Raw genomic sequence first — 26,599 nt, 5'->3', positions numbered from 1 at the left:
GGGCGGAGTGCCGCCTATCCCGCCAGCGTCACCACAACCGGCCCGCGCGGGGTTGCAACGATCGTATGTTCATACTGTACAGTTGGCGCCAGCGGCTCGGCTGTCAGCGTCCACTCGTCGTCGTCATACATCTGCTCGGCTATCTGCCCGCCCAACGAAAGGAACGGCTCGATGGTGAACACCAGCCCGTTCCCGATTCTCCGCCGCTCAGACTTATCCGGCCAGGTCGGCACTTCGCCCGGCTCGTCATGCAGGCTGTCGCCGACCCCGTGGCTGGCAAGGTTTCGGATCAACGTGTAGCCGCCCTTCTTGGCAACCTTGCCGATGGCGGTGCCGATTTCGGCCAGCGGCGCCCCGGCCTTGACCGCATTGATACCAGCCCACATCGCCTTCTTGCCGTCGCGGCACAGCTTTTCCAGCCGGGGATCACCCTTGCCCAGAATATAGGACGCGCCACAATCGGCATAAACGCCATCCTTGGCCGCCGACACGTCGATATTGACCAGGTCGCCATCCTTGAGCACCCGATCCCCGGGAATGCCGTGGGCGATCTCTTCATTGACCGAAATGCAGGTGGCCCCCGGAAACTCATAGGTGACGATCGGCGCGGACACTGCGCCATGGTCGGCGAGAAACTTCGCGCCGATTTCATCCAGCTCTAGCGTGGTCATGCCCGGCCGCATTGCCTCTGCCATGAGTTCGCGGGCCATGGCACAGATACGGCCGATTTCCTTGAGCTTACCAAGCTGCTCGTCTGTCGTGATAATCAAGCGTCAGGCCTTGTTGGCGAGGTAGTAGCCGAGAAGACCTTGGGTTGAGGCATCATGCCCCGCGCCGCCTTGTTCACCCTTGACCTTGGGCAACAGCGCCTTGGCCAATTGCTTGCCCAGTTCCACGCCCCACTGGTCGTAGGAATTGACGTTCCAGATCACCCCCTGCACGAACACCTTGTGCTCGTAGAGCGCAACCAGCGAACCCAGTGTCTCTGGGGTAAGCTGCTTGTAGAACAGCGTGTTGGAGGGTCGATTACCCGGGAACACCTTGTGTGGTGCCAGCGCCTTGATCTCAGCCTTTTCGAGACCCTGCGCCTTGAGTTCGGCCACGACCTCTTCCTTGGTCTTGCCCAGCATCAGTGCCTCGGACTGCGCCAGCACATTGGCCACCAGCTTGTCATGATGCGGCGGCAGGCTCTCATGTGGCCGCGCAGCGATCAGGAAATCGCACGGAATGACATCGGTGCCCTGATGGATAAGCTGGTAAAAGGCATGCTGACCGTTGGTCCCCGGCTCGCCCCAGACAATAGGCCCGGTCGGCCAGTCGACCTTTTTGCCATCCAGCGTCACCGACTTACCGTTCGATTCCATGTCCTGCTGCTGCAGATAGGCGGCAAAGCGGCTCATCCGCTGGTCGTAGGGCAGCACGGCATGGGTCGAGAACCCCCACGCGTTGCGATACCAGACCCCGAGCAGCGCCATGATCACCGGCAGGTTGCGCTCGAGCGGCGTCTCCAGGAAGTGCCGATCCATCGCATCGGCACCGGCCAGAAACTTGGCGAAGTTGTCGTAGCCAACTGCCAATGCAATGGGCAGGCCGATGGCCGACCACACTGAATAGCGGCCGCCCACCCAGTCCCAGAACCCGAAAATCCGGTCTTCGCGGATGCCGAAATTTGCGCAAGCCTCGAGATTGGTGGAGACCGCCGCAAAATGGTTCGGCACCGCCTCTTCACCCAGCGCTTCGGCGATCCACGCCCGCGCCGAATTGGCGTTGGTCATGGTTTCGTCGGTGGTGAAAGTCTTCGAAGCAACGATGAACAGCGTTTTTTTAGGATCGAGGCGCTTGAGCACGTCATGGACGTGCGCGCCATCGACATTGGAGACGTAGTGCGCGCGCAAGTCGGCGCGAGTATAAGGCTCCAGTGCCAGTGTGACCATGGCGGGGCCAAGGTCGGAACCGCCAATGCCGATATTGACCACATCCGTGAACTGCTCGCCGCCCTGACCACGGACTTCGCCGGACCGCACGGCGTTCGAATAGGCTTCGATGGCTTTGAGCACGGATCGCACATCCGGCATCACGTCTTTACCGTCGACTTCGACCGGGTGCTCACCCTGATACCGCAATGCCATGTGCATCACGGCGCGGTCTTCGGTGATATTGATGTGCTCGCCCTCGCACATCTGCATGCGGCGCTCTTCCACGCCGGCGGCGCGCGCCAGCTCGAACAGCGCGCCCATCACCTCTTCATCGATCCGGTTCTTGGAATAGTCGAGCAGAATATCCGCACCAGTCGCCGAGAACCGCTGGAAACGATTGGGGTCGATCGCAAACATTTCGCGCATATCGGTTTGTGCAATGCGCTTGCGATGCTTGCTCAGCGCGTTGAAGCCCGCGTCCTTGGCCATTCCTTGTCCCCTTACAAAACCGGCAGGTCGCCAGCGGCCCATGCCGCGCGCGTCTCTGCCGCAAAATCATTCATCCGACCCGCTTCGATGGCAGCGCGGCACCCGGCCGTCAGCTCCTGATAATAGGCCAGGTTAATCTGCGAAAGCACCATGGCGCCCAAAATCTCTTCGGTACGAACCAGATGGTGCAGATAGGCTCGGCTCCAGCGGCGGCAATTGGGATTGGGCGATGCCTCGTCCAAGGGCCGGTGATCGTCCTTATGCCGGGCGTTCTTCAGGTTGATGACGCCAAACCGCGTATAAGCATGACCATGGCGGCCCGCGCGCGTCGGATGCACACAATCGAACATGTCGATGCCACGCTCGATCCCGCCAAGAATGTCGTCCGGCTTGCCCACGCCCATCAGATAGCGCGGTCGATCTGTCGGCAACTCCGGGGTGACCTCGTTGAGCACCCGGAACATCACCTCCTGCGGCTCCCCCACCGCCAGGCCGCCGACGGCATAGCCATCGAACCCGATGGATTTCAGCCCCGCCGCCGAGCGACCCCGTAGCTCCGCATCGTCTCCACCCTGAACGATCCCGAAGAGAGCCCGGTTCTGCTGATTGTCGAACGCCGCTTTGGAACGATCCGCCCAGCGGATGGACAACTCCATCGCCCGCTCCATCTCCTTGCGCTCTGCCGGCAGTGCAATGCACTCATCGAGCTGCATGATGATGTCGCTATCGAGCAGCGTCTGGATCTCGATAGAGCGCTCCGGCGTCAGCTCATGGCTCGAGCCATCGATATGCGACTTGAAGGTCACGCCCTTCTCTGTGAGCTTGCGCAGCTTGGCCAACGACATCACCTGGAAGCCGCCGCTATCGGTCAGGATCGGGCGCTGCCAATCCATGAAGTCATGCAGACCACCGAGCGAAGCGACGCGTTCCGCTCCCGGCCGCAGCATCAGATGATAGGTATTGCCCAGCAGGATATCGGCGCCGGTTTCGCGCACCTGCTCGGGATACATCGCCTTGACCGTACCGGCCGTGCCGACAGGCATGAAGGCAGGCGTATTGATTTCACCACGTGGCGTATCGATGCGGCCGTGGCGAGCCATGCCATCAGTGGCAAGGAGGGAGAAAGTGACTTGTTTCATGCCGCGGGTTCTAGCCGGTTGTGGTCGCTTGCGAAAGTGGCGCGGTCAGGCTGCCATCGAATTGACTGCGGCCATGCCCAGATGGAACGCGCCGATAAAGATCGCGACCGCGATAGCCAACCCGATTGCCGTGGCCACCAGTCCCACGATCACCCCGGCCCCATCCCGGTTCAGCATCGAGAAAGCAATGATGCACAGCCCCACATTGGGAATGGCATTGATGAAAGGGACGGGCAACGCCATAACCACGCTGACGCAAATGACAAGAATGGCATAGGGCGTGTTGGCGCCCATACCGGTCAGCCAGCGCAGTCTCGGCTTGGAGAACCGCGCCAGGACACCAGCGACCTTCACCACCTGATTGCTGGCCCTGACCATCAGATCCAGCGGCAGTTTGCGCTTGCCGATAATGCGCGGCAGGCGGATCGGGCGCCGCATCAGCATGCCTACCGCAACGGCGCAGGTCGTCCAGGCAATGGTACCGCCATAGCCCGGCGGACCGGGGATCATGTTGAACAGCGACACCACGAGCAACAGCAACCGATGTGCCCGCGGCCCCAATATTTCGACCAGCCGCGAGAGCGTCAGATGGGACTGATCCTGTTCAGCCGCTCGCCTTAGCGAAACGGCAATGCGGCGCGTATAGCGGGTGATCGGCGCCTCACGCGCGCTCACGCATCATCCTCAGGATGTGGGGCCCGGTGAAGGAGCGATGAATCTCCGTAAGAATAGAAGCGGTAGCCATTGGCGATGGCATGCGCGTAGGCCGCTTTCATCGTATCGAGCCCCGAGAAAGCGCTGACTAGCATGAACAGCGTCGATTTGGGCAGATGAAAATTGGTCATCAGCACATCGACAGTACGGAACCGGAAACCGGGCGTAATGAAGATGTCGGTATCCCCCATAAAGGGCTTCAACTCGCCGGTCGCCCGCGAGGCCGTTTCCAGCAGCCGCAAGCTGGTCGTGCCGACCGCAATCACCCTGCCACCGGCTTTGCGCCGCGCGTTGATACGTTCGACCGTCGCCTGGTCGATCTCGCCCCACTCCGAGTGCATCACATGGTCGTCGGTATCGTCTGCCTTCATCGGCAGGAACGTACCGGCCCCGACATGCAGCGTCACGCGCTCCATGGCGACATCCATATTGGCCAGTTCCTGCAACAGCTTCTCGGTGAAATGCAGTCCAGCAGTCGGTGCAGCAACGGCCCCGTCCTCGGCTGCATAGACGGTCTGGTAATCGACCTTGTCGCGCTCTTCGACCGGCCGCTTGGCCCCGATATAGGGCGGCAAGGGCATGGCGCCATGCGATTTGATCGCTTCGTCCAGTTGCGCCCCGCCCAGTTCGAACTCCAGCGTCACTTCGCCGGTGTCGCCCTTGCCGGCCACCCGGGCTACCAAAGGTTCGGCTTCGCCATTGCCCAGCTCCAACCGATCGAGCAGGTGAAGCTTTTTTGCTGGCCGCGCAAAGGCCCGCCAGGTCTTGGCATCGACGCGCTTGTGTAGGTTGAATGAGACATTGGCACGCACGTCGCCGCGCAGCCGCACGCCCTTCAGCTCCGCCGGCAGAACCCGCGTATCATTGACTACCAGCACGTCGCCCGGCCGCAAAAGGGTCTTGAGATCGGGGATATGCTGATCGGCAAAGGGCTCGCCGGGACGCACCACCAGCAGGCGCGCGCTGTCGCGCGGCTCTGCGGGGTGCAGGGCAATCAGATCTTCGGGCAGGTCAAAATCAAATTCTGTAACGCGCATGGCCGCTCGTTAGCATGGGTCTGCGCTCGCGGGAACGGGCCAAAATGCAAACCAGTTGCCCCATCTGGCAAGAACGCAGCTCCAGTGTGCCCTAAAGGACGCGGATCATCACCGCACCGGCCACCAGCAGCACGGCGCCGGCAATCCGCCCAACTGAAATCTCCCTCACGGCCATGCCCATGAACCCGATCTTGTCGAGAAACAATCCGCCGATCAATTGCCCTGTCACCGACAGCGCCATCACTGCAGCTGCGCCCATTAGCGGGGTGAGAGTGATATTGGAGAACACATAGAACGCGCCGAGCAATCCGCCGGCGACAAAGGTCCAGGGGGCAGGCGCCCCGTAATTGATCGGCGTGCTGGTGAGGTGGCTGAACAGGAATGCCAGCGCCCACAACACCACGCCACCCGCCAGGAAGGAGACCGCCGCCGCCGCGATCGGCACCTCAAGCGCGCGTCCTAGGCTGGCATTGATCGGCGCTTGCGCAGCAATGCAGGCGCCGGCGATGACGCCCATCAGCGCCCAGAGAAGACTATCCATTTTCAAAGCAACGACCCGAATGAGGACTCGGCTGAGCCCAGGAAAAGGGTTGAAATCATCCCATCCCGGGCCCCGTCGTCAACCGGAGGCCAAAAGAAAACCGGCGGTCGATGCCGCCGGTTTGAAGTCTTATTCGGTGATGTCAGCGGCCACCTTGACCGACACCATCTTGTCCGGATCGGTCACCGGCTCGCCGCGCTTGATCTGGTCGACATTTTCCATGCCTTCGATCACTTCACCCCAAACCGTGTACTGACGGTTAAGGAACGGCGCGTCGGCAAAACAGATGAAGAACTGCGAATTGGCGCTGTTAGGGTCCTGAGCACGGGCCATCGAGGCCGTACCGCGCTTGTGCGGCTCGGCGTTGAACTCGGCCTTGATGTTCGGATACTTCGAACCGCCGGTGCCGGCACGCGACGGGTTGAACTCGGGCAGATTGGAATTGCCGAACTTGACGTCACCAGTCTGGGCCATGAAGCCATCGATCACGCGATGGAACACCACGCCGTCGTAAGCACCTTCGCGGGCCAGCTTCTTGATGTGATCGACATGGCCCGGTGCCACGTCGGGCTTCATGGCGATCACAACCTTGCCCTTGGAGGTTTCGATGACGAGGGTGTTTTCGGGATCTGCATAGGCCATGAGAAATCTCTTTCGGTTCAGAATGTGGCCGGGGTGTAGGGCGAATGCGCGCGAGGCGCAAGCCTCGCAGCAACCCTAGCCCGCCCAGAAAACCCGCTAGCGATATTCGATTGTCGCCGAGACGATCTTGTCTGGATTGGCCACGGCGCCGTTCTTCTCCTGCGGGCCTTTCTCCAGGGCGTCGACCGCCTCCATGCCGGAAACCACCTTGCCGAACACTGTGTACTGCCCATCAAGGAAGCTGGCATCGGCCGTGGTGATGAAGAATTGCGAGTTGAACGAATTGGGATCCTGCGAGCGCGCCGCGCCGACTATGCCACGCTGGAAGCTCTCTGAATTGAATTCTGCTTCCACGTCTGGCAGGTCCGAACCACCGGTACCGGCCATGGCCAGATTGTAACTGTCATCTGTGGAGTCGCCATTGGCCACGTCACCAGTCTGAGCCATGAATCCGTCGATTACGCGATGGAACACCACCCCGTCATATTCCCCAGCCTGGGTCAGAGTCACCACCCGCTCCACGTGCTTGGGCGCGATTTCGGGCAGCAGTTCAATTTCGACCGCGCCACCCTCGAGCGTCAGGATCAGATGCGGCGTGCCCGATTGGGCAAAGGCCGGAGCGGCAACAAGGGTCGCGCTCAGGGCAAGCGCGGCGAAATGGCGGCGGGTCAGCTTGATCATTTGTTGTGAAGAGCCTTGAGAACGATTTGCGGGACGAAGGCGGAAATATCGCCGCCCATTTCAGCGATCTGCCGCACCAATGTGGCCGAGATATGCCGCACCGGTGGGCTGGAGGGGAGAAAAACGGTCTGCAGGTCCGGCGCCATCTGAGCATTCATGCCCACCATCTGCATCTCATAATTGTAATCGGTGGTGTCGCGCAGGCCGCGAATAATCAGCTTGGCGCCATTTATCCGCGCCGCATTGACCATCAGGCCGGAGAAGTCGACGATCCGGAACTCGGTATTGGTCCGCGTGCCGACGGCTGGCAAAACCTGCTTGAGAATTTCGATCCGGTCCTCATGTGTAAATAGGGGATTCTTCTTGGTGGCGCTGATGCCCACCGCCACGACCAGCGTGTCCACAAGCTTGCAGGCCCGCTCGATCACATCGAGATGCCCATTGGTTAACGGGTCGAACGACCCTGGATAAAATCCAACCAGTTGCGTCATGGCATCCCCTTCCCCTTGTAGTTGCAAAGCTTTTGTCACGCGCGCCGCCTTGAAGCAAGGTCAGGCCAAGTGAAAGCCTTGCAGCTTCCCGAGCGAATCCAGTCTCACCGGCTCATCCCGCAAAAAGGTCGCTGCTGTCCGTTCCGGGGGCGATGAAGGAGGTATTGGAGCACGATTTAGCGGCGGCGATTCTTCTGGTGGCCCTCGCCAGCGCATTTCGCTGGTCGTGCCAGGCAATTCTCCCGCTGACCGCAGCGCCGCCCCGACAGTGCCAGACGGTAAGGGGCGCCTAAGCGCCCCTTCCTACTATCATTCGCCGCTCGGCTCGCTCGGGCTTCCGCCCTCATCGCCATCAGGTGGCGTTCCGGGAGCTCCATCCGCCGACGCTTCAGGCGGCAGGTCATCCTCGTCGGCTTCCGGTTCGCTGATGCGCTCCACCGACACCACCTTCTCGTCTGCGGCCGTATCGAACACGATGACGCCCTGGCTGGACCGGCCAACGATACGGATCGGCTTGTCGCCGCCAACTGGTAAGCGAATGGTCTGCCCGCCATCGCTGATCATCATGATCTGGTCATCGTCTTCCACCGGGAAGCTGGCCACCAGATTGCCGTTGCGCTTGTTGACCGCCATGGCGACGATGCCTTTGCCGCCGCGCCCGGTAATCCGGTATTCGTGACTGGAGGTCCGCTTGCCATAGCCGTTCTCGGAAATGGTCAGGATGAACTGCTCGGTGGCGCTCATCTGCGCGTAAAGTTCCGGGCTCAATTCGCCGGCGACCACATCGGCCTCGTCCGAACCAGTGTCCTCGCCCTCGGCCTCCCCGCGCACCGCACGGCTCATCTTGAGATAGGCGGCGCGTTGCTCGGCATTGGCATCGGAGTGGTTGATAATGGCCATGGAGATGACCGTATCGCCGTCGGCAAGCTGGATGCCGCGCACACCCATCGAATCGCGGCCCTTGAACAGGCGCACATCATCGGCCCGGAAGCGGATTGCCTGCCCTAGTGCAGTGGTCATCAGCACGTCCGAGTTCACCGTGCAGGTGTCCACGCCAACGATCGCATCGCCCTCATCGAGCTTCATGGCGATCTTACCGTTCTGGCGCACCTCAACGAAGTCGGCCAGTGAATTGCGGCGCACCGTGCCGCGCGTCGTGGCGAACATGATGTCGAGATTGCCCCAGGAGGTTTCGTCCTCCGGCAGCGGCATGATCGAGGTAATGCGTTCGCCCTGTTCGAGCGGCAGGATATTGATCAGCGCCTTGCCACGGGCATTGGCGGCCGCAAGCGGCAGGCGCCACACCTTGAGCTTGTAGGCGATACCGCGGCTGGTAAAGAACAGCACCGGCGTATGCGTGTTGGCCACGAAGAGCCGCGCCACGAAATCCTCGTCGCGCGTTGCCATGCCCGAGCGGCCCTTGCCGCCGCGGTTCTGTGCCCGATAGGTGGAGAGCGGCACTCGCTTGATGTAGCCGCCATGACTGACGGTCACCACCATGTCCTCGCGGGCAATCAGGTCCTCATCATCAAAATCGGCGGCGTGATCGGAAATCTCGGTCCGGCGCGGCGTGCCGAACTGCTCGCGTATCGCTTCGAGCTCCTCGCGAATGATCGCCCGGACACGCTCACGGCTGCGCAGGATATCGAGATAGTCCTCGATCTCGGCGCCAAGGCCATTGAGCTCGTCGCCGATTTCGTCCCGGCCCAGTGCAGTCAGGCGCGCCAGACGCAATTCGAGAATGGCGCGGGCCTGCTCTTCCGAAAGGTTGAACGTGCCATCGTCATTGATACGGTGGCGCGGATCGTCGATCAACGCGATCAGCGGTGCCACATCGGCCGCCGGCCAGCGACGGGTCATCAATTGTCCGCGCGCCGTCGCCGGATCGGGCGCGGTTCGGATCAGCGCAATGACTTCGTCAATATTGGCCACGGCCACGGCCAGGCCCACCAGTACGTGAGCGCGATCCCGCGCCTTGTTGAGCAGGAATCGCGCGCGACGCGTAACCACCTGCTCACGGAAGTCGATAAAGGCGTCCAGAATCTGCTTGAGATTCATCAGTTCCGGCTTGCCGCCGTTGAGCGCCACGAAATTGCAGCCGAACGAACTCTGCAATTGCGTGAAGCGATAAAGCTGGTTCAGCACCACTTCGGGCAGCGCATCGCGCTTGACCTCGACCACGATGCGCATGCCTTCGCGGCTGGATTCGTCGCGCAGATCGGCCACGCCCTCGATACGCTTGTCGCGCACCAGTTCGGCGATCTTTTCCACCAGCGAGGCCTTGTTCACCTGATAAGGAATCTCGGTGATGATGATGGCTTCGCGTTCCTTGCGCACTTCCTCGACGCTCGAACGCCCGCGCACCATGATCGAGCCGCGGCCCGTCTCATAGGCCTGACGGATGCCGGCGCGCCCCAGGATGATGCCGCCTGTCGGGAAATCCGGTCCCGGCAGATGCTCCAGCAGTTCCTCGGTCGTCGCAAACGGATTGTCCAGCACCGCCAATGCAGCGTTGATGGTTTCGCTCAGGTTGTGGGTCGGGATATTGGTGGCCATGCCCACGGCAATACCGCCACCGCCATTGACCAGCATGTTCGGGAATCGCGCCGGCAACACTGTCGGCTCATGCTCCGAGCCGTCATAGTTGTCGCGGAAATCGACCGTGTCCTTGTCCAGATCATCCAGCAACGAATTGGTGATCCGCTGCATGCGCACTTCGGTGTAACGCATGGCAGCCGGCATATCGCCATCCACCGAGCCGAAATTGCCCTGGCCTTCCACCAGCATCTGTCCCATCGAGAAGGACTGGGCCATGCGCACCAACGCCATATAGACGGCGCTGTCACCATGCGGGTGGTATTTACCGATAACGTCACCGACGACACGCGCCGATTTGCGATAAGGCTTGTTGTATTCGTAGCCATTCTCGCTCATCGAGAACAGGATGCGCCGGTGCACCGGCTTCAACCCGTCCCGCACGTCGGGCAGCGCACGGCTCACGATCACGCTCATGGCGTAATCGAGGTAACTCTTGCGCATTTCCTCGGTAATGAAGATCGGGGCGATGTCGGAGGACGAGGGTCCACCGCTCACATCATCAGGCGTATCTGTCACGGGGTGATTCTACGTTGGTTCTTGATGCCTCATAGATAGGCGATTCCGCGCCCGAATGCCAATTTTCAGAGGCTTTGAGCTGTGGAGAGAGAACTGGCCCCTATTCAGGCTCAGATGCAGCAGCCCGCGGCGTTGCGAATGGTTGGTTTCGCTCGGCCGCAACAGGTTTTCGGTTCATCTGCCGAATCTCCGGATCAATGCTGGCGACAGCGTCGCCACCATATAGAACGCGCCCGTGAGGCCCAGCGCAGGATAAACCCCGCCCACTCGACCAAGACGCCCCCGTAGAGCCCGCCAAACGGCATCAGGACCCAGGCCAGTGCCCCGACCAGAGCGATCACGCGGCCGACCATTGCGGGCGCAATGCGTTCGAACAGGATAGCCCCAATGATGGGATTGAGAAATCCTGCTGCGAAGCCGCTGAGCAGAAATATCGGAATGATGACTTCCAGCGGTGCATTGAGCGCCAGCGTGACATGGGCGACCGGTCCGGCACAGATGAATCCCGCCGGCATGAGTACCCAGATCGGCAACAAGCCCACCCAGAACAGTACGGGTATGACCGCGATCGCCAGCATGGACGGCATATCGCACCAGACGGCAATTCGCCGCGCCCGATGCGGTCGATCAGCGGCCCACCCAGTGCCTTGGCCAGCACATAGGGCATGTTTGCGAAGACTTGTGCAACCCGAGGGCAGCGCCGTCAAACGTCGCCCTGGCCTCTTTGATGCAAGGGGGCCTCCGGGCCCAGTCGAACAGATAACCGAATCGCACGATCAGCGATCGGTGCTCCGCCCGGCCAGCCGATACTCCACCGGTGGAGGCTTGGTGTCGAAGGCACAAGGCCGCGCTGGTCGCTCGAAATAGCGCCGGATCCGGTTCGCGCCGGACCCGGTATTTACCGCCTGAACAGTTTGCGAGGCCCCTAAGCTGGACGCGTTACCCACAAACCCGTAGAAAATTGAGACAATTGCCGCCCAAGGGGGAGTCGGGTTCTGGTGTCTTCGGGTTCTGTCGTGTCGCGTTTCGTCGACTGGTTCATCAACCGGCGATCCATTGGTTTCGGCTTTGAATATCTGGGCGTGGCAACCCTGCGCTATCCGCGCGTCATGTCCGTGATCGTCCTGCTGTTCACGATCCTCTGCTTCTGGCAGATCCCCAAAGCAAATGTCGACGGCGACCTGCTGCGCGTTTACGCCCATTCCGGGCACTATTACGACGCCTATGACAATCTCTCGAAGACCTTTGGCACCTTTGAGAACGACATCTACGTCATGGTCAATTCGCCAAATCTGGTCGATCCGGACGTTCTCGAAGAAATCCGCAATCTGGCGTTCGATCTCGAACTCAATGAATACGCCGTGGGCACCATGTCGCCCTTTACCCTGCGCAAGCCCGACGGCAGCGGCGGGTCCGTGCCGGCCGTGCCCGAGGGGATGCTGAACGCCGACGAAGTTGCCATGGCGCTGATGGATCTGCAGCAGAACGATCCGATGATGCGCAACCTCATCACGCCCGATCTGACCGGCGTGGTGCTTATCATGTTCCCCAACCAGGAACTGGTGAACCAGGACGGCACCAAGGCGATGATCGCCAGCCTGCGCGAAACCCTCGCATTCTACGACGATTCCGGGCTTGAGATCGAGCTGACCGGCCCACCGGTCTGGACCTCCGAAATGCTCAACGCGGCCGTCGACGACCAGATCAAGTTCACCGTCTATGGCTTTGGCCTGGGCGCCTTCATCGCCCTGTTTGCCCTGCGCTCCTTCTGGGGTGCCATCATCGTTGCCGCCACCCCGTTCGTGGCCGTCATGTGGTCCATCGGTACAGTGCTGTTGCTGTTCGGCTCTTTCTCCTTTCTCACCATAATCGTCACCACCTTGGTGCTGGTCATGGCGTTCGCGGAGTCGATGTTCTTCATCTTCAACTGGCTGGCCTATTGGCGAGACGGTATGGAACCCAACAAGGCCGTTGATACCACGCTCAAGCTGGTGGGGCCTGCTACCGCGCTGACGACTCTGACAACGCTCGTCGCCTTTGCCTCGCTCTACTTCTCGCCGGGCCAGGGCGTTCAGGAATTCGCACTGGCCGGGGCCGCCGGCAGCACCATCATGTTCGTTTGCCTGATGACTGTGATGCCACTCCTGCTCAAAACGGCACTTCGGCTCGGCTTCAAGCTGCCCAAAGCGCCGAATTTTGCGCTCAACGCCCCCGTGCCCGCCGCGCTTGGGCTGGCAATGAAGTTCGGCCGCCCGGTCAGTGTGCTGGCGATCCTGCTTACTATCCTGCTGATTATTCCCTTCTTCCTCATCCAGCCGCGCTTCTCTTTTGAAGATTTCATGGCCAAGGATTCCACGGCGCTGTCCACGGCCGAAAGCATCGATGAGGGCGTGGGTGGCGTCGCTCCGCTCTACGTGCGCGTGCCGCTTACCCAGATGGACCCCAATGTTGGCGCTGAGGATTTCGAGACCATCCGCACCATCCACGAGATCGTCGAGTCCGAGCTGGGGGAAAACAAGGTCATTTCAGCCGCCAGCCTGACCAACTACACCGAGACCGGTTTCACCCGCGAAGAGGTGTTCGACGCTGTCGGTCCCTTCATGCGCAAGCGCTTCATCACCGAAGACGGCAGCCAGGCCCTGGTCACCGGCTTCATGCCGACCATCCTGGAGAGCCAGGCCCTCAAGGACATGGTGGCGCGCATTGAGACCCGCATGTCCGAGGCTGGCTTCCCCCAGGCAGAGTTGGGCGGTTTCCGCATCCTGACGACCTTCGCCACCGACGATATCGTCCGCTCGCTGCAGATTTCACTGGCGGCCAGCGTCGTGCTCAACCTGGTCTTGATCGGCATCGCCTTCGGCTCGCTGCGCATGGCGCTGGTCTCCGCCATCCCCAACATGTTTCCCATCTTGGGCACCCAGGCCTGGCTCTGGGCCACCGGGGCGGGCCTGCAATTGACCACCGTCATGGCACTGACAATTGCCTTCGGCATTGCCGTCAACGACACCATCCATATGCTCTCGCACTATATGCATGGGCGGCGGGAGGAGCAGCGCAGCCACATCGAATCCGTGCACCACACGCTGCGGCGTATTGGTGGCGCTATTGTCGCGACAACCGTCATCCTCTGTGCGGGCACCATCATCGTCGCCTTCTCTGAATTGCCGCAGGTGGCCCTGTTCGGCTCGCTTTTTGTGCTGTCCCTGTCGCTGGCGTTGGTAGGCGATCTGTTTATGCTGCCTTCGCTGCTGGTGGCCGCATCGCGCATGCTGGAGAACCTCACCGGAATTCACGTCCAGACTGCCGATCATGTCGCAACCCCGGACGATCCCGCCGGCAATACCGATACCCGCGTCGGCGCCAGCCGCACGTCCTGAGAGAGAGCCGCTTGCCGCAAATGGGTCGCCAAAGCTACGATGAGTGCAGTGATTCCGGCCGGACCGCTTGTGGCGCGATCACTTTCGCGAGAACCGGCCACATCCCTGGCCGACAATCGGTAATCTTGGCCTGCGAAGACTTGCCGGGGGGGCTTGTTTTGCTTGTTGGAGGCATAGCGCCATGACCAGTTTCGGAACCCTGACCCGTGCAGCCGCACTGGCAGGTCTTCTGTTTTCTTCGTTGGCCGGGTTCACGCCAGTTCTGGCCGCACCGGCAGAGGTTGCCCTGCTCAAATCCTATATCGGCGAATGGCGTGGGCGCGGCACGCTCTACGGCGCAAGCGAAGAATCCGTGGTCTGCCGCCTGTCCCTGAGCCAAGGCAATCAGGACAAGGTCAACTATAGCGGCCGGTGCGCCATGGCCGGAACCAATCTGTCCGTAGCCGGTACGCTGGCCTATGTTGACGCCAGCCGGCGCTTCGAAGCGGCCATGACTTCCAATGCCACCTTCACCGGCATCGCCGTCGGCCAGAAGCGTGGCTCCGGCCTCGTTTTCAACCTGCGCGAACGCGACCAGGACGAAGAAGGCAAGGATCTCAACATCTCGGCACAGATTCAGCTAAATGGCGACGCCATTCAGGTGGTCTTCGAAGTCGTCTATATCGAGTCCGGTGACAGCCTGCGCGCCGAAGTGCCGTTTTCGCGCTAGTTCAATCGTTATCGTCGCGCGAAGCCGTAGTCGGACCGGTCGGCGTCGCAACTCCTTGCAAGAGAACATTGTTTTAAGGACGCGCTGCTAGGGTTCGCCCATGTTTGTGCAGCCCCTCACCGAAAGCTGGCCAAGTGCAGAGCAACCTATGGTTCCGCTCGGCACCGGACCGTCGCCGAGCGGGTCTGTCACGATTGCGCCGATTAACCGGCATGGTGGGCGCCGGCCTCGTCACCAGCGGCATGCGTTGGGTCGACATGGATGGCCCCCCCACCCCCCACGGGGATCGACACCGACTTGCTCGGCTCGGACGGCCGCGCCAGCGTCAATGACGATCCCATCGCCCGCTTCGTCTTGACCGTGCCGGTGCCTGACATAGATGCAGCCAGACTGCAGTGGCTCGTGCTCTGGGATCGTGCTCAGAGAAGTGAGGCCGACGCCAATTTTCTGCTCGCCGGGTGTCCGAACTGGTCGGTCACGCCGCGATGGACCGCCGTCGCGCTGCTGAACTGCATCGGCAATATCTGATCGAGCGGGCGTCGGCGACAGCGCGCATCGGCATCTGGTCCTGCTCCTTGCCCGATGAGCAACCATCCTGGTCCGAGGGTGTCTATGATCTGTTTGAACTACCCCACCTTGGCCACGTAGTTCTGGTGCTCTATGGCCACGCGACGAGCGGACTGTTCGGCTATTCGCACATGACCGGCGGCTATCCCGGTGGACAGGCAGAGTATTACGGGTGCCATACTCGGACGTGGGTCCTATTGTCGTGCCGGACCACCTTGATGATGAGCAGGTGCTGTTTCTCTCGGACATCCTGCCCACCGGCTGGATGGCTGCCGAGAACGCGCAGATCGAGCAGGGCGACATTGTTGCCGTTTGGGGCTGCGGGCCTGTAGGCCTGTTCGCGGTTCAGGGCGCCCTGATAATGGGCGCCGCCCGCGTCATTGCCATCGATCATCACCCCCACCGGCTGGACCTGGCAAGAAAGCTTGGCGCGGACGTGATCGATTTCGACCGCAGCTCCGTGGGCGAAGCGCTGATGGAAATGACGGGCGGCCTGGGGCCGGATGCGGTGATTGATGCGGTGGGCATGGAGGCGCGCGGGTTTGCGCCCGACAACATACTCGAGGTCGCAAAGCAGAAGGTCGGCGTGCGCGTGGACCGTGCCCACGCCCTGCGAGAGGCGCTAGTCTGCGTGCGCAAGGGTGGCCGTATGTCCATCCCGGGTGTCTATGGTGGCTTTGCCGATAAATTCCCCCTGGGCGCGATGATGGAGAAAGGTCTGCAGATCAGAACGGGACAAACCCATGTCCAGCGCTATACCAAGGATCTTCTGGAGCGCATCGAGCGGGGCGAGATCGACACCACCTGCCTGATCAGCCACCGCCTGCCGCTTGAACGGGGGCCAGACGGGTACCGAAATTTCCACGACAACCAGAACGAGTGGACCAAGGTGATCCTGAAACCGTGAACCGGCGTCCTGGGCACCGACACAGGTCATGCAGACGAAGGTCGCCCGGCGCGGAAGGCTGCCTGAGGCTCTTTGTCTGTTGGCGTACGCACCCAGGGGCGGGAAGGCTCTGGCCTAGCTGTCGGAACGACTTCTCCGCAATGGACACCCACTATCCGCTGATAGCGGCAGACCATCATAAGCACTGAAAGGAACGCGATCCGTGGCTAGCGCATTGCCCCTGCGACAAAACAGGAGGCAGCAATGCCCGATCGCTTCACCCTTCAGGACCCCAGATACCAGTATCCCGCGCCGCCTTTTCCAAGGCAGCCACAGTCGCCGCCCGGCTTGGCCGGCGACATGCAGCCAGCGCCGGACCACGGCGAGGAAAGCTATGCGGGCTTTGGCCGCCTGAGCGGCCGCAAGGCGCTGATCACCGGAGGGGATTCGGGCATTGGGCGCGCCGTGGCCATCGCCTTTGCACGTGAAGGCGCTGACGTCGCCATCAATTTCCTGCCAAGCGAGCAGGAAGACGCCCAGGACGTCATCAGCCTGATCGAGGCCGCGGGGACACAGGGCTTTGCCCTTCCCGGCGATGTGACCGATGAAGGTTTCTGCCGCGAGCTCATTGCAGCAGCCGTTGATAAGCTCGGCGGTCTGGATATCCTCGTCATCAATGCCGGACGCCAGCAAACGCGCCCATCAATAGCCGAGGTCAGCTCGGAAGACTTCGACAAGACGATGAAGACCAATCTCTACGCGCTGCACTGGCTCGCTCAAGCTGCTGTGCCGCACCTGCCGCCCGGCGCCTCGGTCATCACCACCGCCTCCATCCAGGCGTTCGAGCCTTCAGCGCACCTGCTCGACTATGCCACCACCAAGGCCGGCATCGTGGCCTATACCAAGGCGCTGGCCGAACAGTTGATCGAGAAGGGCATCAGGGCAAATACCGTAGCCCCCGGCCCGTTCTGGACCCCGTTGCAGCCCAGCGGTGGCCAGACACAGGACAAGGTCGAAAGCTTTGGCCAGCAGAGTGCCTTCGGCCGGCCCGGGCAGCCAGTGGAACTGGCGCCGGTCTATGTGCTGCTGGCATCGCAGGAAGGTAGCTACATCACCGGCGAAGTCTTTGGCGTCACCGGCGGCAAGGGCGTCACCTAGGAGGCATCGGATGACCCGGAAAATCAATGGCGAGCAGCTGCGGGCTGACATCGACTCCGGTCGCACGGGCGACAAGGTCGATTTTCCCGACCCTGCGGCCGCGCCCCTGCCCACCGATGCCGAGGCTGGCGGACAGGGGACGGTCTTCTCCTCGGAGAGGCGACCGGAACAGCACAAGCGATCGGCACCCGTGGGTGTGTGGATCTATGCTGGCGTCGTGCTGGCGATTGGTCTGGCGGCGATGGTCCTGACCTGGCTGGCCCTGCAGTCGCGCTGACGTAGAAAACAACTTGTTGCGTAGGGCGACGCGCACCTGCCCACACGGTTCTGCATCCTGGACCAGCTCCTGGCCATGGGCGGTCATGAGTGTCCGCCGACTAGAAAACAGGCGCAACCGTTTCGGGCGTGGACCGTTCGACCCACAGTCGAAAGGGAACCCAAAATGACCGACGGCCCAGAAGAACTCGCTAGAATTCTCGTTGACCAGCATTATGCTGCCGGCCCCGCTCAGTTGAAAGCTGCACTCGCTCAGGCTTTCGCCGAACGCGACCGTCAGGAGCCCCGTGGGGACGACGCAAGGAAGGCGTTGCTGAAGGAAGTTTCCGAGCTGGAAAAGACCTCGACCCGGGGGTCAGAATGACCCGCAGCTCGGGTCAAAAGCCCAGCTCATGATGCGAAACGGGGTTCATATCTGCGTCGACATGCAGAGCATGTTCGCCGAGGGGACGGAATGGCAGGCGCCGTGGATGCTGCGCGTCGTGCCCGCCGTCAGCGCGATTGTCGACCGTTTCGCTGACAGGACGATCTTCACGCGTTTTGTGCCGGCTGAAACCAACCAGTCAGCCCCCGGGGCGTGGCAGCGCGTCTATGACCGCTGGCCGAACATGACGCGAGAACGGCTCAATCCTGACCTCATCGACATTATTCCCCCGTTCCGCCGGTACGTTCCACCCGCCAGACTCTTCGACAAACCTACCTATTCGCCTTGGTACGATGGTCGACTCCACCGATTGTTGCAGGAGCGCGCGGTGGATTGTTTGCTCATCAGCGGCGGCGAGACCGATGTCTGCGTGCTGGCAACAATGCTAGGGGCGATCGACCTGGGTTATCGGGTCATCCTGCCGCAGGACGCGCTGTTCGGCTCGGCGGACGAAACACACGACGCCATCCTGACCGTCTATCGGAGCCGCTTTCAGCAGCAATTGACGGTCTGCTCCGCTGACGATGCGGTGAATTACTGGGAGGATTTGGCATGATTCTTCCCGGCCATCGCGCCCGTCACACCCAGTTCGAGAGATCGCGTGTAACGGTCCGGCGGAAGCCGGCAGTTTCGGCGCGGACGCCGAAGACTGGCCTGCCAGCCCATTGGGTGAACCCATGACTGGGTCAGGTGTCACCAACTGGCTGGGAGCGAACACGCCAGAGACAAACCGGAGAGCGTCCACCGAGGCAGCAACCTCCTCACGCGCTGATATCCCGCTACGAGACAGCAATATCTCAAGCTTGATCAAGCCGCAGATCTTTTCGCGGTTCTGGAGCACCGGTCTGCTGGACCGCGAGGATCTGCAGACACTGCAGGCCCAGGAGTGGACCCGCCGTACGGTCGAGGCCAGAACCCGCTTCCAGATGGGCCGTGGCTTCTGTGTTCTGGCCAGCGGCCTTGCTGCACGCTACGGGGTGTCCGATGCGGAAGAGGCGCAATCGACGGCGCTGATTGTGCCGGGCGATATCTGCGATTATTCGGTGGCTACAGGCACCGAGCCGCGCGCCAGATTGGTGGCGCTGACGAAAAGCAGCTATCTGTGGATTTCAGCCGAGCAGGCCATCGCGCTCGCGGAAAACGCGCCCAATGTGCTCGCGGCAATTCTGGCGCAACTGGTGATCGACCGGGCCGTGTCGGAGGAGCTGCTGTTCTCGATTGCCCGACGGACGGCTCTTGAGCGAACCGCTCATTTCCTGTGCGAGCTGGAATATCGCCTGCGGCGCATGGGTCTGGCCCATGGGGGGCGTTTCCGGCTTCCCATGACCCAGGCGGAAATTGGCCGCCATCTCGGGCTGACACCGGTTCACGTGAACCGGACGATGCAGGAGTTGCGCCGACGACACTTCGTCCGCTCCAATGGCTCAGGTGTCGAGCTGTGCGATCAACAGAACCTGCAGCAGCTGGCCGCATTCTCTCCGCACTATCTGAACCTGTCCGCTGGCCCGTCTGATCAGGCTTTCGACGCATAACCGGCTACGGCTTGGTCCAGACGGCCTCCGCATGAGGTCTTGCTGGCGTGCCCCGCGGAGCAGACCTGTCCGCCAGCTCTGCACTCCTGCTCACTCGGCTACGCACCCAAGCCCCTGTTCCGCAATCCCCGTTGCCGACTCCTGAACTGAGCATGCAGATGGACAGCTCTTAGCAAATTGCGATTGTCGCTTGACCAGCGGGAATGGGGCGCGCACCAACGATGGTCCGGATGTTAATGATGGTCAGGACGCGATCACGGAATTGCTGACAGTCCGGTTATCGTTTTCGAACCGGGATCGTGGCCGCCGGCGTCATCTCGTGTGGCCTCACCTGCGGTTCGACCAACCGGGCAAATTGCCTGGTGCTCAGATGATCGTTCGGATCAGCTCGACTGGGAAACGCGAAATCCTCTACCGAGCCCCTCGCTTTTCGAGCCACGCCAGCAAACTAGTTCTGGCGTCTGTTGTGATCTCGACTGCACCGGTCGACCGGTCTTCTGCTGGATCACCATCGCCCGATCGCGAATGTCGTGACCGGTAATCAGTGTCCCGATCTTGAGCTTGACGAGGTCGCAGCCACGCAACTTACTGTCGATGGCCAGATCAAACAGCGCTCGGTCGCGCATGCGGCCTTCCCGATCCAGAAAGAACCGGATTGCCCAGATCTGCCGGTCCTTGAGCGCCCCTTTTGCGCCGACCTGCCGACCGGCGTTCCACACCGGCCGACCTCTGGCGGCGGGGTCATATTGCGAGATACCCATTTTCATTCTCCTTTGGCCAAAATCGGCAATCAGAGAACGATTAAGGCTAGCGGTTTGTCAGCCAGCGCCGTGCCGCCTCGCGAGAATGCTCCCCCTACCCCACGATCCTCCTCGAGAGCACCTCCAGCGGGGCCGACTCCGGTAATGGCGGAGTTTCTGCACAAGCGGACGCCTGCTATCTACCTGCCTGAAGGCCTTCTAGCGGCCCGCTGACCCCGCATACCAGGCCCGAGGAGGAATAAACGAAACTTGGCGGTCTCCCAAACAACGAGCCTAGCGCGGACCGGATATATCGCGTGCCGTAGCCCTGCCTTGAGGGCTCAACCACGGTTGGCCCATCCTTTTCCCGCCATTCCAGCGCCAGGGAGGGCTTCGAACCTGTGGTAACGGTCCATTCCAGGGCGACAGTGCCGCGAGGCTCGGATAAGGCACCGTATTTGAGAGCATTGGTCGCCAACTCATGCAGACAGAGGGCCAGGGTTGTGCCGGCCTCGCGGCCGACCAGCAGGTCAGGGCCCCGGACCTGGATGCGTCGATGGCCCTCCTGTTGGTAGGGCGACACTGTCAGGTCAACGATCTCGATCAGCGAGACGCTTTCGCCGCCAGCTTCGAACACGGCGGCATGAACTCTGCTCAGCGCGTTAAGTCTGTCCGAAAATTCGTCGGCGAACGCCTCCAGGGACGTAGCGCCGCGCCGGGACATCTGGAACATCGAGGACACGCTTGCCAGAACATTTTTCACGCGGTGATTGAGTTCGAGGCGAAGAATGGTTTCCCGCTCGATATGGTCGCGAACATCACGTTGCCGCAGTCGTGCCAACATCGCTGCCTGTACGCCGCTCACCAGTTCAAGCGCCGAAATCGGTCGCTGATAGAAGATAATCCTGGCTCGCGCCCACGCGGATGCCAATTGTCGGCGGATGGTCGCCTGCTGCGATTTTCTGTCCAGAAGCACGACAATTGACATTTCGGACCAAGCGGGCTGATTTTCGCTGTGATAGGCGATGGTCTGGATGGCCGCCGGAGAAAGCGCTTCATGCGTGGCGATGACGACGCCAGGGATTTTTTCAAGCAGGTCGCCCAGATCTGCATCGTCAACACAGCGACGAACCCGCAGTCCATGCCCACCAAGCAAGGCTTCAACATGTGCCGCGTCTTGCCGATAAGGCGCGATCACGAGTACCCAGTCGAATTCGTCGATGGCGTGGAGAGTTGGTTCAGTCATACCTCGGGCAGCGGATTATAGGGAACGACTGTAACACCAGAACTCTCAATGAGAAGTTCGCGGACATCCATATCATGCGGTCCATGGCGTTTCTTGACGACGGTGATATTTCGCCGTAGCCGCCCCTCATGCTCGCTCATGCGCAGCAGTAGCACGGTGTCGCCCAGAAAACTGACGTCCACGTCGATTCCAACATTGTGCCCCAGCAGCCCATGCTGCGCGACGATCAGCATGGTCAGCACGCCGGATCGAGCAAGGAATTTGAGCAGGGTCTGAATATCTCTCACGGCTTTGTCGCGATGCGGCAGGGCGTTGAGATAGCCGGTGAAGCTGTCGATCACGACGACCCGGATATTTTTTCGCTTACCACTTTCTGCACGATCTGCCCGAACTCGCCTGGAGAAATCTCGTTCGGATTGAAATCGTGGATGATGAGTTGGCCGTCTTTGTGGAGCTTGCGCAAGTTCATGCCAAGACCTTCCGACCTCCGGAAAAACGTCTCGAGGCGCTCCTCGAACAGGAATAGCGCGACGCTTTCTCCACGATTGAGTGCTGCGGTCGCATACAGCGAGGACATTGTCGATTTGCCAGTGCCTGACTGCCCGATGACCAGGGTCGTCGTGCCCGATTCCTGTCCACCGCCGAACATCTCGTCGAGCGCCTCGACGCCGGACTTGATCAGTTGCGGCTGCCCGGGCTCGCTGGCATTTCCCGGAACAATGCGGGGAAACAGGACAATCCCGTCACCCTCTCGAATCGCCATGTCGTGATAGCCGTCAGCAACCGGAACACCGCGCATCTTGCTGATCTCAACGCGCCGCCGCACGCTGCCGTACTCCTCGAGTGCCTTGTCGAAACGGATGACGCCATGGGCGATCCCCTCGATTTCCTCACCATTGCGGTCGCCACCCGAGGTTTGGGTGTCAAGCAACAATCCGATGACGTTGTGCTCCGCCAGAAAGGACTTGAAAGCGATCAGTTCCCGCCGGAAGCGGGGCGAGTCGCCGGTAATTAGGCGAACTTCGAGCAGGGAGTCATAGACCAGCCTAGCGGGCTTATGTTCGTTGATAGCCGCCTCGATAGCCTTTCGCGTTTCGTCCAGTCGCAGTTCTGAGGTCTGGAAAATTGTCTGTTCGGCCGCCGCATTGAGGGCGTCGGAGGCGGAAAATTCCTCGACGCGAATGCCATCCAGCGTCCACCCGTGCGATCGGGTGATGGCTTCCAGCTCCCGGGCACTCTGGGAGAGGCTCACATACATGCAGTTCTGGCCAGCCGCGACACCCTCTCGCAGGAATTGCAGGCCCGCAGTTGTCTTGCCCGACCCCGGCGGCCCCTGAAGAATGTAGAGATTGGGCGATGGCAATCCTCCTCGAAGGATTTCGTCAAGTCCGGTAATCCCGGTACTAACGATCACGTCTTTTTTCCTACTGGCGATTTTATCCTCCCTCCGACCCGGTCCCGACAAGGCATGGCTCCCAGCACAATCCGTTCATCCCAGTGTTCCGACATATAGCCGGCTCACCCATCCTGGGCTCCACGAACGGTTTCGGTCAAAGACGCCAGGCATGAGCGCGGCGCGCTGGTGTCATATGGCTTTGCAAGCACTATAGCGCCGTTCTGAATATGTTCATCATGGTTTCGGCAGCGTGCTGTTGCCGGTCGCAAAGATGACGCCCATGTCTGGATATGTGTCGCGCATCTGCGCGGCCAGTTCGATGCCGGACATGCCGGGAAGCTGCACGTCCGTGATCAATACGTCGGGCGTCGGCTGACCCTCAAGCACCACTGATGCCTCCGCGGCACTGCCGGCTTCGAGCACTGAGTGACCCATGTCCGTCAGCATATCGGCGGTGTTCATGCGAATGAGAACATCATCTTCAACGAGCAAGATACTCAGTGGTTTGTCGGCAGGCGTGGAATCCTGCGTTTGAACAGGCACCTCTGTTCGCGGGGCAACTGGCGTGGCGACGGCATTGATCTGCTGCTGATTGGACAAGACATGGCGCACTTTGCGGGCCAGTGCTTCGCGCGTATAGGGCTTAGCCAGCAACTGAACGCCTTCGTCTAGCCTCCCGCCATGGACAATAGCATTCTCGGTATATCCGGATGTGAACAGCACAGCGAGTTGTGGCAATCGCTCCTTAGCCTTGCGGGCAAGCTCTGGACTACGCAAATGCCCTGGCATGACGACGTCGGTGAATAATAGGTCAATCGGTAGCCCGCTTTCGACAACTGCCAGTCCACTGTCGGCGTTGGGCGCCTTGAGGACACGGTAGCCAAGATCCGTCAGCATTTCCACGACCGTGGCCCGAACCTGCTCATCATCCTCCACAACGAGAATGGTTTCACTGCCACCTTCGACTGCCTGCTGATCAAGATCGACCAGCACGTCTTCGCTGCCCTTCGTCCGGGGTAGGTAGAGCTTCACCGTGGTTCCGTGTCCTATTTCAGAATAAATATTGGCGTGCCCGCCCGATTGCTTTGCAAAGCCATAGACCATCGACAGTCCCAATCCGGTGCCTTTGCCTTCAGGCTTGGTGGTATAGAAGGGCTCGAAGACCTTTTCGACGACCTCAGCAGGCATTCCCGAACCGGTATCAGTCACGGAGAGAACGACATACTGGCCGGGATCGACGTCTACATGGTTGCGCGCATAGTCGTCATCCAGGAAAGCATTTCCCACCTCAATGGTCAGTTGTCCTTGGCCATCCATGGCATCGCGTGCATTGATGGCGAGATTGAGCAGCGCGTTCTCCACCTGGCCAGGGTCGGCGAAAGTATTCCAGAGCCCGCCCGTTATCGTTGTTTCAATCTGGATTTCTTCGCCCAGGGCCCGTCGAAGCATGTCGTCAAGCCCACGAACCAGCCGACCGACGTTTATGACCTTTGGCTCAAGCGCCTGGCGCCGCCCAAACGCGAGAAGTTGCTGAGCCAGTTTGGCGCCGCGGGATACGCCCATCAAGGCATTCTGCACGCGTTGCTCGGAACGAGCGTTCCCCGCGATGTCTTTTGCGAGCAGGTGCAGATTACCCGAGACCACTTGAAGCAGATTGTTGAAATCGTGGGCGACGCCGCCCGTCAATTGTCCCAAGGACTCCATCCGTTGGGCTTGCTGCAGCGCAATCTCGGTTTTGCGGCGCACTTCGATCTCCTCGATCACCCGTGTTTCCAACTGCTCGTTGAGTCGCGTCAAGGCGGCTTCGGCCTCTGTTCGTTGCGCAATTTCCCGCTGTGCCGACTGGAAAAGCCGCGCATTGTCCACCGCCACCGACGCCTGTCCGGCAATGCCGCCCATCAGGTCTTCATGCCTTTGGGTAAATTGTCCGGGTTCGGGGTGCCCAAAGAAAAGGCCCCCGATGATCTCTCCGCTGCGAGAAGCAACCGGAACAGCCAGATAGCTGCGCACCGGCAGGTGTCCCTCCGGCATGCCCTTGTAGGGGTCGTTATGGCCATAACGCGGATCGGCCAAAATGTCGTCGGATCGGACGATGCCCAGTCCGTCGAAGGTAGGAGCGAATACCCTGGTCTTTTGGGGCATGGGAAATTGCGCGAAGGCAGACCTGTCGACGCCGGACAGCGTATAGAGCATGTAGCTCTCGCCTTTTTTGTCCTCGACATTATAGAAAAAGGCTCCGAACTTTGCGCCGGTCAGCTCAACGCCGGCATCGGTGACCCCTTGCACCAAACGCTCCAGATCCAGTTCTCCTGCCAGGGCAGCCCCGGTTTTGTTCAGGGTCTGCAGGACCTTGGACTCTTCGTGCAGAGCTGTTTGCGCCTGCTTCCGCTCGATGACGAGAGCGGCGGTATTCGTAACAAGGTTCACCATATCCAGATCGGCTGGAGCTGGCACGCGCGGAACCCGATAATACATGGCGAAAGTGCCCAGTACCGCGCCTTCGGCTGACATGATTGGCGTCGACCAGCATGCCCGCAAACCATGTTCACGGGCGAGGGCACGAAAGTTGTCCCACAGCGGATCCGTTTCGATTTCGCTGACATAGACTGGTTCACCGCGCAGAGCCGCCGTTCCGCAGGAGCCGACATCGGGCCCGATTTCAATGCCATCGATGGCGTTATTGTAGGCCGTTGGCAGGCTGGGGGCAGCCCCGTGCCGCAAATGGCTGCCATCGAGCAGCAGTATGGAGCCAAGCATTTCCGACCCGGCATGTTGTTCCACTGCGAGAATGAGATGCTCGAGAATATCCGGCAGGGGTTGGTCCGCGATGGCCAGTTCGAGGAGCCGGTTCTGCATCTGCCGCAGTGCTTCGGCGCGCTTTCGGGCATCGATATCCAGCACGGATCCGATATAGCCCAGGAATTTTCCGGAAGTGCTGAAGCGCGGGGAGGCCGCATCGATGGCCCAGTGGTAGGTGCCGTCCTTGTGGAGGAGGCGATACTCCAGCTGGAAACTCTCCTGGCGCGCATTTGCCTGCCTGAACGTTTCGCCAGACCAGCCCCGATCGTCGGGATGTACTGCTTCCAGCCACCCGAAGCCGAGCGCCATGTCTTCGGTCTGGCCGGTAAACTCATACCAGCCGCGATTGAGATAGGTGCATCGGGCATCGGCGTCGGTGACCCACATCATCACGGGCGCATGATCGGCCATGTTGCGGAATCGAATTTCGCTTTCTCTCAATGCGATGTTCGCTTCGCGCCGCACCACCGACATGTTGAGGTGAGACTCCACACGGGCAATGAGCTCGCGTGCCGAAAAAGGCTTGGTGAGATAATCGTCCGCACCCGCGTCCAGTCCTTCGACCCGAGCATCTTCGCCCGAGCGCGCGGACAGCATGATCACGGAGATGTCGCGCAGCTGGTTATCGCTCCTGATGGCATCGAGCAGCGCAAAGCCATCCATCTTCGGCATCATAACGTCTGTGATCACCAGGTCGGGCCGCAGGCTGCGAATGGCCGCCAGTG

General features: G+C 60.8%; 21 protein-coding genes and 3 pseudogenes. 9 read left to right on the top strand and 15 right to left on the bottom strand.

Annotated elements, in window-relative coordinates; translation table 11 throughout:
- Positions 1 to 14: 14 nt before the first annotated feature.
- From map to GGR20_RS00160, 11 genes are all read right to left on the bottom strand, one after another.
- Entirely contained in the window at positions 15 to 770 is a 756-nt protein-coding gene (gene map / locus GGR20_RS00210) for a type I methionyl aminopeptidase (protein ID WP_183309247.1), read from the bottom strand.
- Between the two features lie 3 nt (positions 771 to 773).
- On the bottom strand, positions 774 to 2,405 hold the full coding sequence (gene pgi / locus GGR20_RS00205) for a glucose-6-phosphate isomerase (protein WP_183309246.1): 1,632 nt from the start codon (positions 2,403 to 2,405) through the stop codon (positions 774 to 776).
- An 11-nt stretch (positions 2,406 to 2,416) separates the two neighbouring features.
- Complete coding sequence (gene tgt, locus GGR20_RS00200) at positions 2,417 to 3,544, bottom strand: tRNA guanosine(34) transglycosylase Tgt (RefSeq protein WP_183309245.1); 1,128 nt, start codon at positions 3,542 to 3,544, stop codon at positions 2,417 to 2,419.
- Positions 3,545 to 3,589: 45 nt separating this feature from the next.
- Positions 3,590 to 4,219, bottom strand: coding sequence for an exopolysaccharide biosynthesis protein (locus GGR20_RS00195; RefSeq protein ID WP_183309244.1), 630 nt, complete (start codon positions 4,217 to 4,219; stop codon positions 3,590 to 3,592).
- On the bottom strand, positions 4,216 to 5,295 hold the full coding sequence (gene queA / locus GGR20_RS00190) for a tRNA preQ1(34) S-adenosylmethionine ribosyltransferase-isomerase QueA (RefSeq protein ID WP_183309243.1): 1,080 nt from the start codon (positions 5,293 to 5,295) through the stop codon (positions 4,216 to 4,218). The genes GGR20_RS00195 and queA overlap by 4 nt, the downstream gene beginning before the upstream one ends.
- Positions 5,296 to 5,386: 91 nt before the next feature.
- Positions 5,387 to 5,836 carry a DMT family transporter gene (locus tag GGR20_RS00185; protein ID WP_183309242.1) on the bottom strand — a complete coding sequence of 150 codons (450 nt, stop codon included), beginning with the start codon at positions 5,834 to 5,836 and terminating at the stop codon, positions 5,387 to 5,389.
- Between the two features lie 129 nt (positions 5,837 to 5,965).
- Positions 5,966 to 6,478: a peptidylprolyl isomerase gene (locus GGR20_RS00180; RefSeq protein ID WP_183309241.1), complete on the bottom strand. Its 513-nt coding sequence runs from the start codon at positions 6,476 to 6,478 to the stop codon at positions 5,966 to 5,968.
- A 96-nt stretch (positions 6,479 to 6,574) separates the two neighbouring features.
- Positions 6,575 to 7,156: a peptidylprolyl isomerase gene (locus tag GGR20_RS00175; RefSeq protein WP_420827419.1), complete on the bottom strand. Its 582-nt coding sequence runs from the start codon at positions 7,154 to 7,156 to the stop codon at positions 6,575 to 6,577.
- Positions 7,156 to 7,650, bottom strand: coding sequence for a pantetheine-phosphate adenylyltransferase (gene coaD / locus GGR20_RS00170; RefSeq protein ID WP_183309239.1), 495 nt, complete (start codon positions 7,648 to 7,650; stop codon positions 7,156 to 7,158). Before coaD ends, GGR20_RS00175 begins: the two co-directional genes overlap by 1 nt.
- A 309-nt stretch (positions 7,651 to 7,959) precedes the next feature.
- Positions 7,960 to 10,764, bottom strand: a complete 2,805-nt coding sequence (gene gyrA, locus GGR20_RS00165) for a DNA gyrase subunit A (protein WP_338084714.1) — start codon at positions 10,762 to 10,764, stop codon at positions 7,960 to 7,962.
- 194 nt (positions 10,765 to 10,958) lie between these two features.
- On the bottom strand, positions 10,959 to 11,342 hold the full coding sequence (locus GGR20_RS00160; protein ID WP_183309238.1) for an MFS transporter: 384 nt from the start codon (positions 11,340 to 11,342) through the stop codon (positions 10,959 to 10,961).
- 420 nt (positions 11,343 to 11,762) lie between these two features.
- Here GGR20_RS00160 and GGR20_RS00155 point away from each other — a divergent pair, with 420 nt between their 5' ends.
- The 9 genes from GGR20_RS00155 to GGR20_RS00115 all read left to right on the top strand — a co-directional run bounded on the left by GGR20_RS00155 (position 11,763) and on the right by GGR20_RS00115 (position 19,693).
- Positions 11,763 to 14,141 (top strand): efflux RND transporter permease subunit, encoded by a 2,379-nt coding sequence (locus GGR20_RS00155; RefSeq protein ID WP_183309237.1) that lies wholly within the window; start codon positions 11,763 to 11,765, stop codon positions 14,139 to 14,141.
- A gap of 181 nt (positions 14,142 to 14,322) precedes the next feature.
- Positions 14,323 to 14,850, top strand: a complete 528-nt coding sequence (locus GGR20_RS00150; RefSeq protein ID WP_183309236.1) for a hypothetical protein — start codon at positions 14,323 to 14,325, stop codon at positions 14,848 to 14,850.
- A gap of 261 nt (positions 14,851 to 15,111) precedes the next feature.
- A complete protein-coding gene (locus tag GGR20_RS00145; protein WP_183309235.1) occupies positions 15,112 to 15,378 on the top strand; it encodes a hypothetical protein in 267 nt (88 codons plus the stop codon).
- Between the two features lie 241 nt (positions 15,379 to 15,619).
- Positions 15,620 to 16,324 carry a zinc-binding dehydrogenase gene (locus GGR20_RS00140; protein ID WP_338084715.1) on the top strand — a complete coding sequence of 235 codons (705 nt, stop codon included), beginning with the start codon at positions 15,620 to 15,622 and terminating at the stop codon, positions 16,322 to 16,324.
- A gap of 243 nt (positions 16,325 to 16,567) precedes the next feature.
- Complete coding sequence (locus tag GGR20_RS00135) at positions 16,568 to 17,461, top strand: SDR family oxidoreductase (protein WP_183309234.1); 894 nt, start codon at positions 16,568 to 16,570, stop codon at positions 17,459 to 17,461.
- Positions 17,462 to 17,471: 10 nt separating this feature from the next.
- The gene (locus GGR20_RS00130) at positions 17,472 to 17,738 is read left to right on the top strand and encodes a hypothetical protein (protein WP_183310079.1); all 267 of its coding nucleotides are present in this window, start codon (positions 17,472 to 17,474) and stop codon (positions 17,736 to 17,738) included.
- Between the two features lie 165 nt (positions 17,739 to 17,903).
- Positions 17,904 to 18,101: a hypothetical protein gene (locus GGR20_RS00125; RefSeq protein WP_183309233.1), complete on the top strand. Its 198-nt coding sequence runs from the start codon at positions 17,904 to 17,906 to the stop codon at positions 18,099 to 18,101.
- 28 nt (positions 18,102 to 18,129) lie between these two features.
- A complete protein-coding gene (locus tag GGR20_RS00120; RefSeq protein WP_183309232.1) occupies positions 18,130 to 18,717 on the top strand; it encodes a cysteine hydrolase family protein in 588 nt (195 codons plus the stop codon).
- A 121-nt stretch (positions 18,718 to 18,838) separates the two neighbouring features.
- Entirely contained in the window at positions 18,839 to 19,693 is an 855-nt protein-coding gene (locus tag GGR20_RS00115; protein ID WP_210283018.1) for a Crp/Fnr family transcriptional regulator, read from the top strand.
- 328 nt (positions 19,694 to 20,021) lie between these two features.
- Here GGR20_RS00115 and GGR20_RS00110 read toward each other — a convergent pair.
- From GGR20_RS00110 to GGR20_RS00095, 4 genes and pseudogenes are all read right to left on the bottom strand, one after another.
- Positions 20,022 to 20,454: pseudogene (locus GGR20_RS00110) on the bottom strand (tyrosine-type recombinase/integrase); the annotation flags it as partial.
- Positions 20,455 to 20,629: 175 nt separating this feature from the next.
- Positions 20,630 to 21,679, bottom strand: coding sequence for a sensor histidine kinase (locus tag GGR20_RS00105; RefSeq protein ID WP_183309230.1), 1,050 nt, complete (start codon positions 21,677 to 21,679; stop codon positions 20,630 to 20,632).
- Positions 21,676 to 23,114 (bottom strand): annotated as a pseudogene (locus GGR20_RS00100) (DUF7125 family protein). Before GGR20_RS00100 ends, GGR20_RS00105 begins: the two are co-directional and overlap by 4 nt.
- A gap of 204 nt (positions 23,115 to 23,318) precedes the next feature.
- Positions 23,319 to 26,564 (bottom strand): annotated as a pseudogene (locus GGR20_RS00095) (response regulator); the annotation flags it as partial.
- Positions 26,565 to 26,599 lie beyond the last annotated feature (35 nt).

This window comes from Devosia subaequoris, from assembly GCF_014197055.1.
Lineage (GTDB): Bacteria > Pseudomonadota > Alphaproteobacteria > Rhizobiales > Devosiaceae > Devosia > Devosia subaequoris.
The sequence above is the reverse complement of the archived record's forward strand: the minus strand, read 5'-3'. Positions and strand labels throughout refer to the sequence as shown.

Bases quoted from the DNA above. Each gene is read 5' to 3' on its own strand.
- GGR20_RS00105 (WP_183309230.1), bottom strand. From the start codon at position 21,679: ATGACTGAACCAACTCTCCACGCCATCGACGAATTCGACTGGGTACTC.
- GGR20_RS00120 (WP_183309232.1), top strand. From the start codon at position 18,130: ATGATGCGAAACGGGGTTCATATCTGCGTCGACATGCAGAGCATGTTC.
- GGR20_RS00135 (WP_183309234.1), top strand. From the start codon at position 16,568: ATGCCCGATCGCTTCACCCTTCAGGACCCCAGATACCAGTATCCCGCG.
- tgt (WP_183309245.1), bottom strand. From the start codon at position 3,544: ATGAAACAAGTCACTTTCTCCCTCCTTGCCACTGATGGCATGGCTCGC.
- pgi (WP_183309246.1), bottom strand. From the start codon at position 2,405: ATGGCCAAGGACGCGGGCTTCAACGCGCTGAGCAAGCATCGCAAGCGC.
- GGR20_RS00145 (WP_183309235.1), top strand. From the start codon at position 15,112: ATGGCCCCCCCACCCCCCACGGGGATCGACACCGACTTGCTCGGCTCG.
- GGR20_RS00125 (WP_183309233.1), top strand. From the start codon at position 17,904: ATGACCGACGGCCCAGAAGAACTCGCTAGAATTCTCGTTGACCAGCAT.
- GGR20_RS00130 (WP_183310079.1), top strand. From the start codon at position 17,472: ATGACCCGGAAAATCAATGGCGAGCAGCTGCGGGCTGACATCGACTCC.
- queA (WP_183309243.1), bottom strand. From the start codon at position 5,295: ATGCGCGTTACAGAATTTGATTTTGACCTGCCCGAAGATCTGATTGCC.
- GGR20_RS00185 (WP_183309242.1), bottom strand. From the start codon at position 5,836: ATGGATAGTCTTCTCTGGGCGCTGATGGGCGTCATCGCCGGCGCCTGC.
- coaD (WP_183309239.1), bottom strand. From the start codon at position 7,650: ATGACGCAACTGGTTGGATTTTATCCAGGGTCGTTCGACCCGTTAACC.
- GGR20_RS00160 (WP_183309238.1), bottom strand. From the start codon at position 11,342: ATGCTGGCGATCGCGGTCATACCCGTACTGTTCTGGGTGGGCTTGTTG.
- GGR20_RS00180 (WP_183309241.1), bottom strand. From the start codon at position 6,478: ATGGCCTATGCAGATCCCGAAAACACCCTCGTCATCGAAACCTCCAAG.
- GGR20_RS00115 (WP_210283018.1), top strand. From the start codon at position 18,839: ATGACTGGGTCAGGTGTCACCAACTGGCTGGGAGCGAACACGCCAGAG.
- GGR20_RS00150 (WP_183309236.1), top strand. From the start codon at position 14,323: ATGACCAGTTTCGGAACCCTGACCCGTGCAGCCGCACTGGCAGGTCTT.